Raw genomic sequence first — 12,647 nt, forward strand, 5'->3', positions numbered from 1 at the left:
ATAATTTCAGCGCCTCGGCGACGGGGAACGGGGGATACCATTGCGGGGTACTCGAAAGCTTCTATCGGTCGCGGTCGGCTGCGGTGTTCTTCTGAGCATCGGCATCACCTCGATCCCCGCTGGGCGCGCTGACAACAGCGCTGCCAACGCGCTGCGGGCACGACGGGCACAGCTGCTCCAGCAGTTGGTGACCCTCGAACCAGCCAAGAACAGCGCGTCCTCCGCCCTCGTGACGGCGGAGAACGCCTTCGCCTCAGAGCAGGCGCTACTGCTCGCCGCGCAGCAGAGACTCGCCGGCATCAATGCGCGTCTCCTCGCCCTCAGTGGCCAGATCACCAGCGACGAGGCGACAATCGTCAAGGCCAAGCAGGACCTCGCCATGCTGACCCGGCAGAGCTACAAGAGCACCACCACCGACTCGTGGGTGGCGGCGGTGCTCAGCGCCACCAGCTTCAGCCAGGCGGTCGACCGTCTCGCCGGCACCTCCCATGTCGCCGAGCAGGTCCGCAACCTCCAGCAAAAGGTGCGCGCCAAGGAAGACGCTATCAGCAGCGAAAAGGCGGAGATCCAGAAGGACGCCGCAACCACTGTGGCGCTGGAGGGGCAGCTCTCGCAGGACAGCGGCGCGCTGCTCATGCTCGTCGATGCGCGCAACGCGGCCCTGCAGTCGGCCAGCGCGCCGGCGCGAGCCATCGAGAATCAGATCGCAGAGATCGACCAGGCGCTGGCGGGCAGCGCGCCGAGGCGCTCGGCCGCCAACCAGGGCGCGTGTGGAAACCATTTCGCGTACGGGCAGTGCACCTGGTACGTCGCCACCCGACGCTGCATCCCGTGGGTCGGCAACGCCGCGCAGTGGTACACGAACGCCGCCAGGATGGGCTACCCCGTGGGACACATCCCCGAGGTCGGCGCCGTCGTGACGTTCTGGCCCGGCGGTAACGGTGCGAGCAGCATCGGCCACGTCGGCTACGTCGAGGCGGTGGGTCCGGCAGCCGGCGTTCCCGCCGGCTACTTCAAGTTCTCGGAGATGAACTACAACGGGTGGAACCGCGTGAATTACCGGGTGCTGCCCAGCAATTCGAGCGGCATCCAGGGCTTCATCTACTCGAAGTAAGCGCGCCGCACGGCGTCGAGCCGGGCGTCATCGAGCGCGCGGAGTGAGTCGAGTCGCAGCGTTGCCGCGGCCAGGCGCGGATCGGCGTCGCTCACCTTGTCCGGGATGGCGATGCAGGGCATCCCGGCTGCGCGTGCCGAGAGGACGCCGTTGACCGAGTCCTCGATGGCCAGGCAGCTGGCCGGCGGCACCCCGAGCCCCGCCGCGGTGCGCATGTAGATGTCGGGCGCAGGCTTGCCGTGCACGTCATCCTGCGCCGAGCACACGATGTCCACCTCTCCGTCGATGCGAAGCCGGTCGACCACCGCCGCGATCAGCTCCGGTGGTGACGAGGACGCCACCGCACAGAGCAGGCCGGCGCGGCGCACGGTGCTCACCGCGCTGAGCGCTCCGTCCATGGCGACCCCGTCCGTGCGCACGTGGTCGATGACACCGTTGACGAGGCGGCGGGTCACCTCGGCGACGGAGCTCCCCGTCCAGGGCCGCCGCGTCCGCCACAGCTGCACGGCCTCGCTGACCCGCATCCCCATGGTCTCGCGACAATCGGCCTCGGTGAGGTGCACACCGAGCGAGCCGAAGACCTCTATCTCGACTCTGCGCCACACCGGTTCGGTGTCGATGAGCACGCCATCCATGTCGAAGATGACCGCGCGCAGTTCGGCCGCACCCTGCTCCCCAGACCCGGCAGAGGTCATCCGCTGCGCCGGTCTTCAGCGGTGCGACGCGTCCGTTCCTGGGCGAGCGGCAGCTCCTCAAGGAGGTCGCGTGGGAGCGCCCCGGCACGGCCCAGCCGGGCCTGCACCGCCAATGCCGCCTCGGCGTGCACGAACACAGCCGCCACCGCCGCGTCGAACCGCTCGAGACCCTGGGCGAGAAACGCGGCGAGCAGCCCGGACAGCACGTCGCCACTGCCCGCGGTCGCCAGCGCCACGACGCGGATCCTGCTGAGGTGCACGCGCCCGGCGGGATCGGCGACGACCGTGTCGCTGCCCTTCAGCACCACCACTGCACCGGTCCGCTCCGCAAACTCCAGCGCCAGCTCGCGGCGGCGGGACTGAATCTCGGCGGTGGGCAGGCCGAGGAGACGGCCCATCTCCGCGGGGTGCGGCGTGAGCACGAGGGGGCACTGACAGGTCCGCCAGTCGAACTGGCGCGCGGCCGCTATGTTCAAGCCGTCCGCGTCGATCACAGAGGGCGCGCGGAGGTCGCCGAGGAGGTCGATCACCAGTGCCTCGGTGCCGGGAGCGCGACCAGCTCCAGGACCGAGCACCACCGCTGCCGCATCGCCGAGGTGCCGGTCGCGCAGCACCGCGAGCGCCTCCGGCGCGAGCCCGCCGTCCGCGGCGGGGAGTGGATGCGCCATCACCTCGAGCGTCTGGGCGGCCACCGCGGTGTAGATCGGCTCGGGCACGCACACACGCACCTTGCCCGCGCCGCCACGCGCAGCGGCGGTGGCGCTCATCAGGGGGGCGCCGCTGAAACCGACTGCTCCTCCCACCACGACAACCGTCCCGAACATCCCCTTGTGGCCGTCCTCCGGTCGATCGGGGAGAACCAGCTCGGCGGGGACCTCCGCGAGGCTCGCGGGCCCGGTCACCTCGCCAGAGCCGGCCGCGGAATCGCTCTGCCGGCGAGGCTCACTCCACGGTGACCGACTTGGCGAGGTTGCGCGGCTGGTCGACGTCGCACCCTCGCTCCACCGCCACGTGGTACGCGAACAGTTGCAGCGGCACGATGTTCACCAGGGGTGAGATGAGCTCCTCGATGAGCGGAACCTCGACGAGGTCGCGGACGAAGCCGGCGTCGAACGGATTCTCACCCTCGGTGACCACGGCGATCACGGGTGCGTCGCGCGAGCTCACCTCCTGGATGTTGCTGACGATCTTCGGAAGAGTCCGTGAGCGGGTCGCCAATGCCACCACCGGGACATCCGGATCCAGAAGTGCGATCGGTCCGTGCTTCAGCTCGCCCGCCGCGTATCCTTCGGCGTGGATGTAGGAGATCTCCTTGAGCTTCATCGCGCCCTCGAGTGCCACTGGGAAGTTGATGCCGCGACCGATGAACATGGCGCTCCGTGTGTGCGCGTAGCGTTGCGCCATCTCGGCGAGCTGAGGCTCGAGCAGAAGCGCGCGTTCGACGAGAGCGGGGGACTCGGTGAGCGCCGTCGCCAGCCTGCGATGTTCCTCATCGTCGAGAACGCCGCGGGCCTGCCCCAGCCGCAGCGCCAGCAGCATCCCGCAGGCAATCTGATTGAGCATCGTCTTGGTGGCCGCGACACTGATCTCCGGGCCGGACTGCATGTAGATGACGCCGTCAGCCTCCATCGAGAGCGCGCTGCCGACCACGTTGGTGACCGCGATCACGGTCGCGCCCTGGCGGCGTGCCTCGCGCACCGCGGCCATGGTGTCGGCGGTCTCGCCGGACTGCGAGATCGCCACCACCAGCGTGTGCTCGTCGAGGAGCGGGTTGGAGTAGCGAAACTCGCTCGACGGCTGCACGTCGCAGCGGACACGAGCCAGCGTCTCGATGGCGGTCCTGGTGACCAGGCCGGCGATCCACGCCGAACCACACGCCACGATGGTCACCTGGTCGAGGGCGCGCAGGTACACCTCGTCGAGCAGAATGTCGGGCAGGTCGACGAGCCCGTCGTCGTCGATGCGGCCGCGCAGCGCGCTGCGCAAGGCATCGGGCTGCTCGTGGATCTCCTTGAGCATGAAGTGCGGGAAACCGTTCTTCTGCGCCTGCTCCGCTTCCCAGGTGACGGCGATGACCCGCGGTTCCAGCGCGGTGCCGTCGAGAGTGGTGACCTCCACGCTCTCCGGCGACACCGACGCCACCTGGCCCTCGCCCAGCGGAACCACGCGCTTGGTGTACGGGATCAGCGCGGTGATGTCGCTGCTCACGAACACCTCACCGTCGCCAAGGCCGATGACCAACGGCGCGTTCAGCCGTGCACCGACGATGCGCGACGGCTCGTCTGCGGAAACCGCCACCAGTGCGTAGGCGCCTCGGATTCGCTGCAGCGCTGCCCGCACCGCGCCGGCCAGGTCACCCTCGTAGTACTGCTCGATGAGGTGCGGCACCACCTCGGTGTCGGTGTCGCTGGTGAACTCGTGCCCGGCGGCGGTCAGCTCGACGCGCAGCTCGCGATAGTTCTCGATGATGCCGTTGTGGATGATGTGGATGCGGCCGGTGCAGTCGCGATGGGGGTGGGCATTGCTGACGGTGGGTCGACCGTGGGTGGCCCAGCGTGTATGTCCGATTCCGGTGTGCCCGCGCGGCATTCCGGCCGCCTCCATCTGCTGGATCAGGTCGGCGACCTTGAGGTTGCTCTTGGCAACCACGGTGGCGCCGCCGTCGTCGTCCAGCACCGCGATGCCCGCCGAGTCGTACCCCCGGTACTCCAGGCGCTGCAGGCTGTCGAGCAGCACTGGGGCGGCCTCGCGAGGCCCGGAGTAGCCGATGATTCCGCACATCTGGTTCGGTGAACGCCTCTGGTGAAGGGGTGGTTACTCGCTGCGACTCGCAGGGATTGATGCGCTGACGGCGGTTGCGTCGAGCCGCCCTACGTCGGCGAGGGGGTCGGCGCCGGCGTTGGCGATGGGGTCGGGGCGGGTGTCGCGCTCGGCGCCGGGGACGGCTGGGCGATGGATCCCACTGTGATGGTGACCGTGACGCTGCCCGGTGACGCCGTGACGCCGGCCGGGGGCACCACATTGACGGTGACGCTCAACGTGCCGATGATGCCGTTCAAGGAGATCGTCTCGGTCGCGACGGAGTCGAGGGCGTTGAGGAGATCCTGCGGGCCATTGAGGACAACGGTGGCCGGACTGACGGTTTCCGCTTCCAGGAAATGGCTCGGACCGACGGAGCCCGATACCTTGGGCACCACTGCGCTGGCCCGTGAAGTGAGAACCGCAGCCACCTCGATCGTCACGAGCACGCTGGTCTGCCGTTGGCCCGCGACGGTGATGCCAACACTGCCAACCCGTTGCCCAGTGCCAGCGTCAACAGGCACCACTGTCTCATCGGCCTGGAAGTTGGTCTTCTGGGTGGCGAGATTAACCGTCACCTTCGCCTCGATGGTGGCGAGCTGGTGCTCCGGTCCGATGATGGTGACGTCCCTGGGCGCCGTGTCCTTGTTCCTCACAACGTAGCCCTGCGGGGGCGGGTGCTGGCTGTAGTCGACAGTGACAGCAACGGTTCGCGAGGCGACCCGATCGACCTCCGCGGTGATCGTCGTCGGGGGGTTGTCGAGCGCCACATCGCGATCGTTGTTGATCACGGACACCGGGAGGGCCTGGATTCCCGCCTGGCGGATCACGGTGTAGTTGACGCTGACCACCAGGTCTGCTGGCTGGAAGGCGTTGAGGTGCTCGCGGGTGCCGCTGACCCTGACCACCAGGTCGGGGATGGCGCGGACCAACGTGAAAGGCGCCACCGACGCCGACTCCTGGGGCACCGCGACCGAGACCGTGCGCGTGTCCGGTGGATTGCTAGCGTAGGCGACGCCGGCCCACAGCACGGCGGCGAGCACCGCAGCCAGTCCCTTGAGCCTGATGTTGCGCGTCGCGAAACCCGGCGCCCTCACGAGTGGGTCCGGCGGCGGATGGCCCGCAGCGCAGACGGCCGCGGCATGATTCCCTGGCGTTGGTGCGCGTCCACTCCGGTCATCGTCATCAGCGTGGCGCGCAGGGCCTTGGCGTCGAGCCCGCGGGTGATCCGGCCCTCGTGCGCCACGCTGATCAGGCCGGTCTCTTCGCTGACGATCAGCACCACAGCGTCGCTCTGGAGTGTGAGCCCGACCGCCGCACGGTGGCGGGTTCCCATGCGCCCGACGCCGGGAATGGTCTCGGCGAGCGGCAGCACACAGCCCGCCGCGACCAACCGCGACTCGTGGATGATCACCGCCCCGTCATGCAGAGAGGTGCCGGGCAAGAAGATGGTGGCGAGCATCTCCGCGGTGACCTCACCGTTGATGCGCACTCCGGTGGTGGCGATGTTCTCGAGCCCCGTCTCGCGCTCGAACACGATCAGCGCGCCCGTCTTGCGCTCGCTCAGTGACGAGGCGGCCCGAATCACCTCGTCCACCGTCCGTTGCGCGTCAGCTCCAGCGTGCTGGCCGAGCAGCGAGCGCACCGGCCCGAGCCGGCCCACCTGGTCGAGGGCGCGGCGCAGCTCGGGTTGGAAGAGGATCACCGCTGCGATGACGATCGCCTGGCCACCGTTGGCGAAGATGAACTGGAGGAGGCGGAGGTGGAGCGCCTCGGCGGCCAGGCCGACGGCGACGATCACCCCGAGGCCCACGAGCAGCTGCACGGCCTGGGTGCCGCGGATCAGCTTCAGCAGCTGGTACAGGAGCACGGCGACGATGGCCACGTCGAGCACGTCGCGCCAGCCGATGTTCTGGAGGAAGACCAGAGCGTCGCGCCATGGCGAGCTCACGAGGCCACCTCTGCGGTCGTCGCGCTGCGCTCTGGCACGCCCTCGAACACGAGCGCAAGCAGGGCCATCTGCGCCCACAGACGATTCTCCGCCTGGTCGAAGACCACCGAGCGAGGACCGTCGAGAACGCTGCCGGTGATCTCCTCACCGCGGTGCGCGGGCAGGCAGTGCATGACCCGCACCTGCGGTGGAGCGAGGGCGAGCAGCGCTTCGTTGACCTGGAGGTGGCCGAAGTCCTCACGGCGGCGCTGCTGTTCGGCCTCCTGCCCCATGCTGGTCCAGACGTCGGTGTAGACGACGTCGACGTCGCGCAGCGCGGCCGCCGGGTCGTGCCCGACGGAGAAGCCGGTGCCGTTGCCGCGCAGTCGCCCGGCCTTGTCGAGCACTGCCGCGGCAGGCTCGTACCCCGGGGGCGCCACGATGCGCAGGTCGAGGCCGCAGATGACGGCGGCGTACAGCCACGAGGTGCACACGTTGTTGCCGTCTCCGATGTAGGCGACGCGTGCGCCCGCGACCTTACCGACGGTCTCGCGCACCGTCATCAGGTCGGCTAGGAGCTGGCAGGGATGCTCGGCGTCGGTCATCCCGCTGATCACCGGGCCGCGCACCGCGGCCGCGATCGCGACGAGGTCGCGCTGCGACGTCAACCGCGCGATCACCCCGTCCGCATACCGGTCGAGGATGCGGGCGATGTCGGACGCGGTCTCGCGTTCGCCCAGCCGGATCTCGTCACCGAACAGCGCGATGGGGTGACCGCCGAGCCGGTTGATGGCGACCTCGAACGACACCCGCGTGCGATTGCTCGGGCGCTGGAAGATCAGCGCAAGGTTGCGCCCGTGCAGGGGCGCGCCGAGATCCTCACCCCGCTTCGCCCGACCGGCGAGGTCGAGCACGGTGTTGATCTCATCGCGACTGAGGTCGGCGATGCTGAGCAGGTCGCGTCCGGACAATGCGCGGGACATGGATCGCAGCCAGTATATGAGCGCACAGAGAACGCGCCTGAACTGAAAGATGCGTGGTCACGCGCCGCCCGCTAGGGTTGGGCGGCGTGAACATCGTAGTGGTCGTCGCGGGCGGACTCACCGAGACGCTGCAGGCGGCTCCCTTGATCGCGGCGGTCTCCGCCGGCGTTGACGAGCCGCTGCTGGTCGCGGGTCCCACCTCCGCCACCGACCTCGCCCAGGGTGTCAGCGGGGCGGACAGCTATCTGCCGGTGCGGGGGCTGGTGACACGTCCGAGCGCGGCCGGGCTGGCGCGGCTCTGGCTCGAACTGCGCGGGCGGAGGCTGGACGTGGCCCTGGTCTGCAGCGAGCGTGCATCGGTCCGCGCGGCGGTGTACCTCGCCGGCATCCCCCGCCGCCTCGGCTGCGCGGGCGGCGCCGGTGACCGCTTGCTCAGTGACGCCGTCCCCTGTCCATCGGGCGGCAACCGTGCCCAGGCCTGGCTCGGGCTCGCCGGTCGGTTGGGGATGCCGGTGGGACCCACGGGAATGGAATACGTCCCCAGAAGGGAGGCGACCAGCACCGCTGAGCAGTTGCTTCTCAGCAGGGGCGTGGGGGACGGTCGTCTGCTGGTGGCGATCGCTCCCGGCCAGGGCTTCTCAGAGGCCGCGATCGCTCCCTGGAGCGCTGAGCGGTTCGCACACCTCGCTAATCGGCTGGCCACCCGCCACGGCGCCGGGATCGTCCTGGTGGGCGACCCCCGCGATCGCCATACGGCAGACGCGATGCGCCTCGACCTCGCCGCGGAAACCGTTGATCTGTGCGGGGAGATCGACCTCGCCACCACCGCGGCGGTGATCGCCCGTTGTGACCTCCTCATCGCCACCGACACGCCCCTCCTCCATCTCGCCGCCGCTGTGGGGACCGCGTCGGTGGGGCTGTTCGGTGACAGCAGCGGGCAGGTTCGCGCGCCTGCGGGTGCACGGCACCGCGTGGTGCAGGCGCTGCCCAACGGGCATGTTCGCGCAAGCCTTGACCGGATCCGTGTCGACGACGTCCTTGCCGGCATCGAGAACGCCCTGTAGGCGACCGGTGGCCATGATTCGAGTGAGCAGCGACCCTCACGAGATCGATCTTCGCCTCGCGCATGCGTGGATCGTGACCAGCTACTGGTCGGCGAACATCCCGTGGGAGGTGTTCGAGAAGGCGTGCCGCAACAGCACCCTCTTCGCCGCTCTCGACGGCGACCGCCAAATCGGATTCGCGCGTGCAGTCACCGACGGCGCGACGTTTGCGTGGCTGTGCGACGTGTTCGTGTCAGAGGAGGCGCGCGGGCGGGGCGTCGCCCGCCGTCTCATCGAGGGCGTCATCGCACACCAGGACCTGCAGGGTCTGAGGCAGTTCGTGCTCGGGACCAAGGATGCTCACGGGCTGTACGAGAAGTTCGGCTTCGAGCGGATGGGTGACCCTGGCGGACGCTTCATGCGCATCCTGCGCCCAGCAAGCGCGCTGTACGGTGAGGCGACGCCCTAGGACCGCGGCGCTGGGCGATCCAAGCTCCAGTGGCGCGACGCCGCGGTGAGCCAGCCCGATTCCCCGACCGCCAGAAGTCCGAAACGAGTGACCGAGCGCTGACCGCCTTCGAAGTCCCCGTAGAGAAGATCGATCGTTACACCCTCGCGCTTCTCGACCGCGTCGCGCGCGCGCAGGAATTCCTCGGGGCACGGGGCCCGGAACGCGCCCTGCCAAAACCCGATGTCGCCGGCAGGAATGTATAGATCCCGCGTCAGTTGCGCAGCGAGAAAGCCATGTAGATGGCCTCGGGGGTCACCTCGGTCACTGCGTGGCCGCCTTCTACCCGTACCCAGTGCTGGTCAATGGACGGGACCTTCTGCTGCGAATCGTCGATACGCGACGGCACCAGCAGCGGCCGGAGGCCCGCGAGCAGCGAGCCCTCCGCAGCCCGCGCGGCGCGATTCGCCGAGCGCACCGAGGCGAACGTGGCCACACCCAGGACCAGCGTTCCGGCTGCGGTGGCCAGCGAGGAGATAGTGGCCCAGTCCATGACCCAATGAAAGCAGCACGGACGTACGCCCTGTCCGGTCACCGACCGGGCCCCACGTGCACGATGGGGGACGCGCGAGGCACAATCTCTTCAGCGGCGGGGGATAACGCCACGCTACGTTTGACTGACAGCGGGAGTGGCTTGCGTGCTGAGATTGCGCGGTGGGTCGCCATGGGGCCGGCTCACGGTCGCGGCCATCGTCACGGTGACCGGCTTGGGCCTGACCTCAGGCTTGAGCAGGGTGGCCGCGCTCGGCCTGCCGACGCCGCCGCCGGTCCCGACGTTGCCGCTTCCGCTTACACCGTGCCCGTCGCCGACACTGGGACTGCCGACGCCCGTACTGTGCCCGTCACTCACTCCGCTCCCAACGTTGCCGCCGCCGACGTTGCCGCTGCCGACGTTGCCGCTCCCGATCACGACCCCACCGCTGGCGACGCCGAACTCGGGCACGGGACCCCCACCGGGGCTCCCGACTGTGCCGGGCGCGCCGGGGCCGGGCCTGCCGCTCGGTGGCCTGCCAACGGGGCTTCAACCGCCTGGCTCGGCCTTTGTCCCCGGTGGCTCCGGCGGGACGGGCGTCGGCACAGTGCTGACACCGGAACAGGTGCAGGCGTCAGTCCTGGGTTCACTCCTCGGGTTCATCGGCACGCCGGCCAACGTCGGCGTGGAACAACCTTCCTTGGAGCATTTTCCTGTGGGGTCGTCTGCGGCCGGTAGTAACGGCGGTGGGACCCTGGCCAGCGGCGCTCGCGGCGGCGCCCCGCCACCCGGCGTCTGGGCGTTGGTCGCCATCCTCCTGATCGCATTTCTGGCGATCGGCGTCGCCCGGCAGCACCGCCGCAGGCTCTCCCGCCTGAGAACGGCTGCGGCGGTGCCGCTCATCATCCTGGTCGGGGGGATGACGGTCGCCTGGGCCCAGGGAACCTGGTCGCCCGCGGCGCCGGCCGCCTCCCCGGCGACCATCGTGGTGGCCAAAACAGGAAGCCACTCCACAACGACGACCAACCCAGCCACGCCGGCCGGCTCGGCCCTTTTCAACAGGGTGGTGGCTTTCGAGACCCAGATCAGCCAAACGGAGACGGGAATGCAGTTCCCCAGCAGCGGAGGAGGCGGCGTGGCCCTCGCTCGCGCAGAGCGGGACCTCGCGCTCTCCCTCGAGGCAACCCTGCAGCAGGAGTACGCGTTCTTCGCGGCGGTCGGCCGTGACCAGGCCCAGGCGTCCGCCCTCATCCAGGCGTCCGCCGCCCAGCCCCAGACAGTCAGGAACGCGGTCACCTACAACGTCCAGGCTGTCCAGGCGCAGCTCGCCCAGCAAGTGGCGATAACCCAGGCGGCAGCGCGGAACACCACGTTCCAGCCGGAGTCGAGCCTGCCGGCGTCGAGCGTGCCGGCGGGACCGGCCCCAAGGACGTCGGCGCTGATGTGGCCGATGAGCGGAGTTGTCACCCAGGGCTTCGGACCGAGCCAGATCGCCATCGAGCCGGCAGCGTCCCTTGCCGGCATCACATACCGCCACTTCCACACCGGTATCGATATCGCGGCACCCTTCGGGACCCCGGTCCAGGCGGCTGCCGACGGCGTGGTGGCGCTGGCGGGCTCTGAGACGGATGGATTCGGTCACCTGGTCGGTTACGGCAACTACGTCGTGATCTCCCATGGCGGCGGCATGATCACGCTGTACGGTCACCTCGACAGGATCCTGGTCCAGCCAGGCCAGCCGGTACAGGCGGGAGTTCCCATCGGACTCGAGGGATCCACCGGCAACTCCACCGGTCCCCATGTCCATTTCGAGCTGCGCGTCGACGGCATACCGACCGACCCAAGGGCGTACGCGGCACCGGCGTAGTGCCGTCACCGAATGCTCAGCTGCGGGGCGTGAAGACCAGTCGCCCGAGCCGCAGGATCACATAGGCTGCGGCCGCATAGACGCCCATGGCCAGGAGCGACCCAACCTCGAACGGGTGTCCATTGACCGGGTGATCCTGGAACACGGGGTGGAACGGGCCGACCAGGGGCGATGTGATCCGATAGATCAAGCTGGCGAAGCCCGCGTGCTCGTTGGCGCCGGTTACCTTGAAGAGCATTCGCAGGGCGATCAAGGCCTCGACGAGTAGCAGGACCAGACGGATCAGCTGGCTGAACCGCATCTTTACCTCGCCGGAGATGCGGCTCAACGGTCGTGACGCCCTCAGGCCTGCGGCCGTCGCGGAGGCTTGGGAACCGAGCCGCTTCAGCCAGGTCCCGGCACCACTCGCCGGCTGAATCGCGGGAGTGGCCGTTGCTGCCACCGCGTCGCCATCGTCGGCGGCGGGCCTCCGCGCGACGCTGAAGTCATTTCCCTCAGGGTCGGCCAGCAGCACCCAGCCATCGCCGTCAGGCTCGCGATGGTCGGCGGCAAGGGTCGCCCCCATCTTGAGCAGGCGCTCCACCTCCTCGTCGCGCGACGCCTCCTGTGGCGTCAGGTCGAGGCGAAGGCGGTTTGCACCGCCGTTCGGTTTCGGCACCTTGATGAACAGCAGCCTCAACCCCCCGTCCGGGGCAATCAAGAGTCCCTCGGGGTCATCCGGTTCGTTGGGGTTGGCGGGGTCCTCCGAGAAACCGGTGGCCTCCGACCAGAAGGCGACCAAGCGGTATGGGTCGCGACATTCGACGGTGATGGTGGGGACGCGCAAGGTGGCGACATTGTGCCATTCACGGACAGCCACCATCCGGGCCGCAGTAATCGGTCGAGCGCGTCGTTAAGCGTATGTGACCGTCGACGTGGTAACCCAGGCTGCCGGCGGAGCGATGCGCCCCACCGGCGCCCGGGGCGTCGCTCGCATTTCCGCCAAAGCAAGGGGTAGGGGGGCTATCACTCGCCTGGTTGCGAACGCCACGGCGGCATTGTCACCGCGAAACCTCAATTTGTGGGTGGTCTGCCGTGAGCGGTGTTCCAGCGTCGGCTAGCCCAGCGCCTCGTCGGTTGTTGCTCGTCAGCTCCATGAGCAGTGGCTCGATCTCATGCCACGACATGGCCCGTTTGCTGCCTTCCGTCGCACCCCTCTCGCGGCCGACGATCCGCGCGACCGAGTGAACCCCGGGT

14 protein-coding genes are annotated in these 12,647 nt (G+C 69.0%); 4 read left to right on the top strand and 10 right to left on the bottom strand.

The annotated features are described in order from the left end of the window. The first annotated feature begins 40 nt into the window (after nucleotides 1-40). Nucleotides 41-1,114 (top strand): CHAP domain-containing protein, encoded by a 1,074-nt coding sequence (locus JF886_RS06165; protein WP_337310628.1) that lies wholly within the window; start codon nucleotides 41-43, stop codon nucleotides 1,112-1,114. On the opposite strand, the gene hxpB is transcribed toward JF886_RS06165, so the two are convergent. The 6 genes from hxpB to argF all read right to left on the bottom strand — a co-directional run bounded on the left by hxpB (nucleotide 1,102) and on the right by argF (nucleotide 7,521). Next, nucleotides 1,102-1,809 carry a hexitol phosphatase HxpB gene (gene hxpB / locus JF886_RS06170; RefSeq protein ID WP_337310630.1) on the bottom strand — a complete coding sequence of 236 codons (708 nt, stop codon included), beginning with the start codon at nucleotides 1,807-1,809 and terminating at the stop codon, nucleotides 1,102-1,104. The two genes, JF886_RS06165 and hxpB, sit on opposite strands and share 13 nt — an antisense overlap. Next, a complete protein-coding gene (locus JF886_RS06175; protein WP_337310632.1) occupies nucleotides 1,806-2,711 on the bottom strand; it encodes an NAD(P)H-hydrate dehydratase in 906 nt (301 codons plus the stop codon). Before JF886_RS06175 ends, hxpB begins: the two co-directional genes overlap by 4 nt. A 40-nt stretch (nucleotides 2,712-2,751) precedes the next feature. After that, the gene (gene glmS / locus JF886_RS06180) at nucleotides 2,752-4,590 is read right to left on the bottom strand and encodes a glutamine--fructose-6-phosphate transaminase (isomerizing) (protein WP_337310634.1); all 1,839 of its coding nucleotides are present in this window, start codon (nucleotides 4,588-4,590) and stop codon (nucleotides 2,752-2,754) included. An 89-nt stretch (nucleotides 4,591-4,679) separates the two neighbouring features. Further along, on the bottom strand, nucleotides 4,680-5,705 hold the full coding sequence (locus JF886_RS06185; RefSeq protein ID WP_337310636.1) for a CdaR family protein: 1,026 nt from the start codon (nucleotides 5,703-5,705) through the stop codon (nucleotides 4,680-4,682). Beyond that, nucleotides 5,702-6,559 (bottom strand): diadenylate cyclase CdaA, encoded by an 858-nt coding sequence (gene cdaA, locus JF886_RS06190; RefSeq protein WP_337310638.1) that lies wholly within the window; start codon nucleotides 6,557-6,559, stop codon nucleotides 5,702-5,704. The genes JF886_RS06185 and cdaA overlap by 4 nt, the downstream gene beginning before the upstream one ends. Beyond that, complete coding sequence (gene argF / locus JF886_RS06195) at nucleotides 6,556-7,521, bottom strand: ornithine carbamoyltransferase (protein ID WP_337310640.1); 966 nt, start codon at nucleotides 7,519-7,521, stop codon at nucleotides 6,556-6,558. Before argF ends, cdaA begins: the two co-directional genes overlap by 4 nt. An 86-nt stretch (nucleotides 7,522-7,607) precedes the next feature. Here argF and JF886_RS06200 point away from each other — a divergent pair, with 86 nt between their 5' ends. Next, nucleotides 7,608-8,585, top strand: coding sequence for a glycosyltransferase family 9 protein (locus tag JF886_RS06200; protein ID WP_337310642.1), 978 nt, complete (start codon nucleotides 7,608-7,610; stop codon nucleotides 8,583-8,585). Nucleotides 8,586-8,607: 22 nt separating this feature from the next. After that, nucleotides 8,608-9,033: a GNAT family N-acetyltransferase gene (locus JF886_RS06205; RefSeq protein WP_337310644.1), complete on the top strand. Its 426-nt coding sequence runs from the start codon at nucleotides 8,608-8,610 to the stop codon at nucleotides 9,031-9,033. A 253-nt stretch (nucleotides 9,034-9,286) separates the two neighbouring features. Here the strand turns inward: JF886_RS06205 and JF886_RS06210 are convergent, their stop codons facing one another. Together JF886_RS06210 and JF886_RS06215 are read right to left on the bottom strand one after the other, a co-directional pair. After that, nucleotides 9,287-9,565, bottom strand: a complete 279-nt coding sequence (locus JF886_RS06210) for a hypothetical protein (protein WP_337310646.1) — start codon at nucleotides 9,563-9,565, stop codon at nucleotides 9,287-9,289. Nucleotides 9,566-9,679: 114 nt separating this feature from the next. Then, the gene (locus JF886_RS06215) at nucleotides 9,680-10,015 is read right to left on the bottom strand and encodes a hypothetical protein (RefSeq protein WP_337310648.1); all 336 of its coding nucleotides are present in this window, start codon (nucleotides 10,013-10,015) and stop codon (nucleotides 9,680-9,682) included. Nucleotides 10,016-10,169: 154 nt separating this feature from the next. Between JF886_RS06215 and JF886_RS06220 the strand changes: the two genes are divergently transcribed. Then, entirely contained in the window at nucleotides 10,170-11,411 is a 1,242-nt protein-coding gene (locus JF886_RS06220) for a M23 family metallopeptidase (RefSeq protein ID WP_337310650.1), read from the top strand. A 16-nt stretch (nucleotides 11,412-11,427) separates the two neighbouring features. Here JF886_RS06220 and JF886_RS06225 read toward each other — a convergent pair whose 3' ends face one another. Next, the gene (locus JF886_RS06225; RefSeq protein WP_337310652.1) at nucleotides 11,428-12,237 is read right to left on the bottom strand and encodes a VOC family protein; all 810 of its coding nucleotides are present in this window, start codon (nucleotides 12,235-12,237) and stop codon (nucleotides 11,428-11,430) included. Nucleotides 12,238-12,451: 214 nt separating this feature from the next. Further along, nucleotides 12,452-12,647: hypothetical protein (locus JF886_RS06230; protein WP_337310654.1), on the bottom strand; the 196-nt coding region annotated here is incomplete at its 5' end.

Source organism: Candidatus Aeolococcus gillhamiae (assembly GCF_016464765.1).
GTDB lineage: Bacteria > Chloroflexota > Dormibacteria > Aeolococcales > Aeolococcaceae > Aeolococcus > Aeolococcus gillhamiae.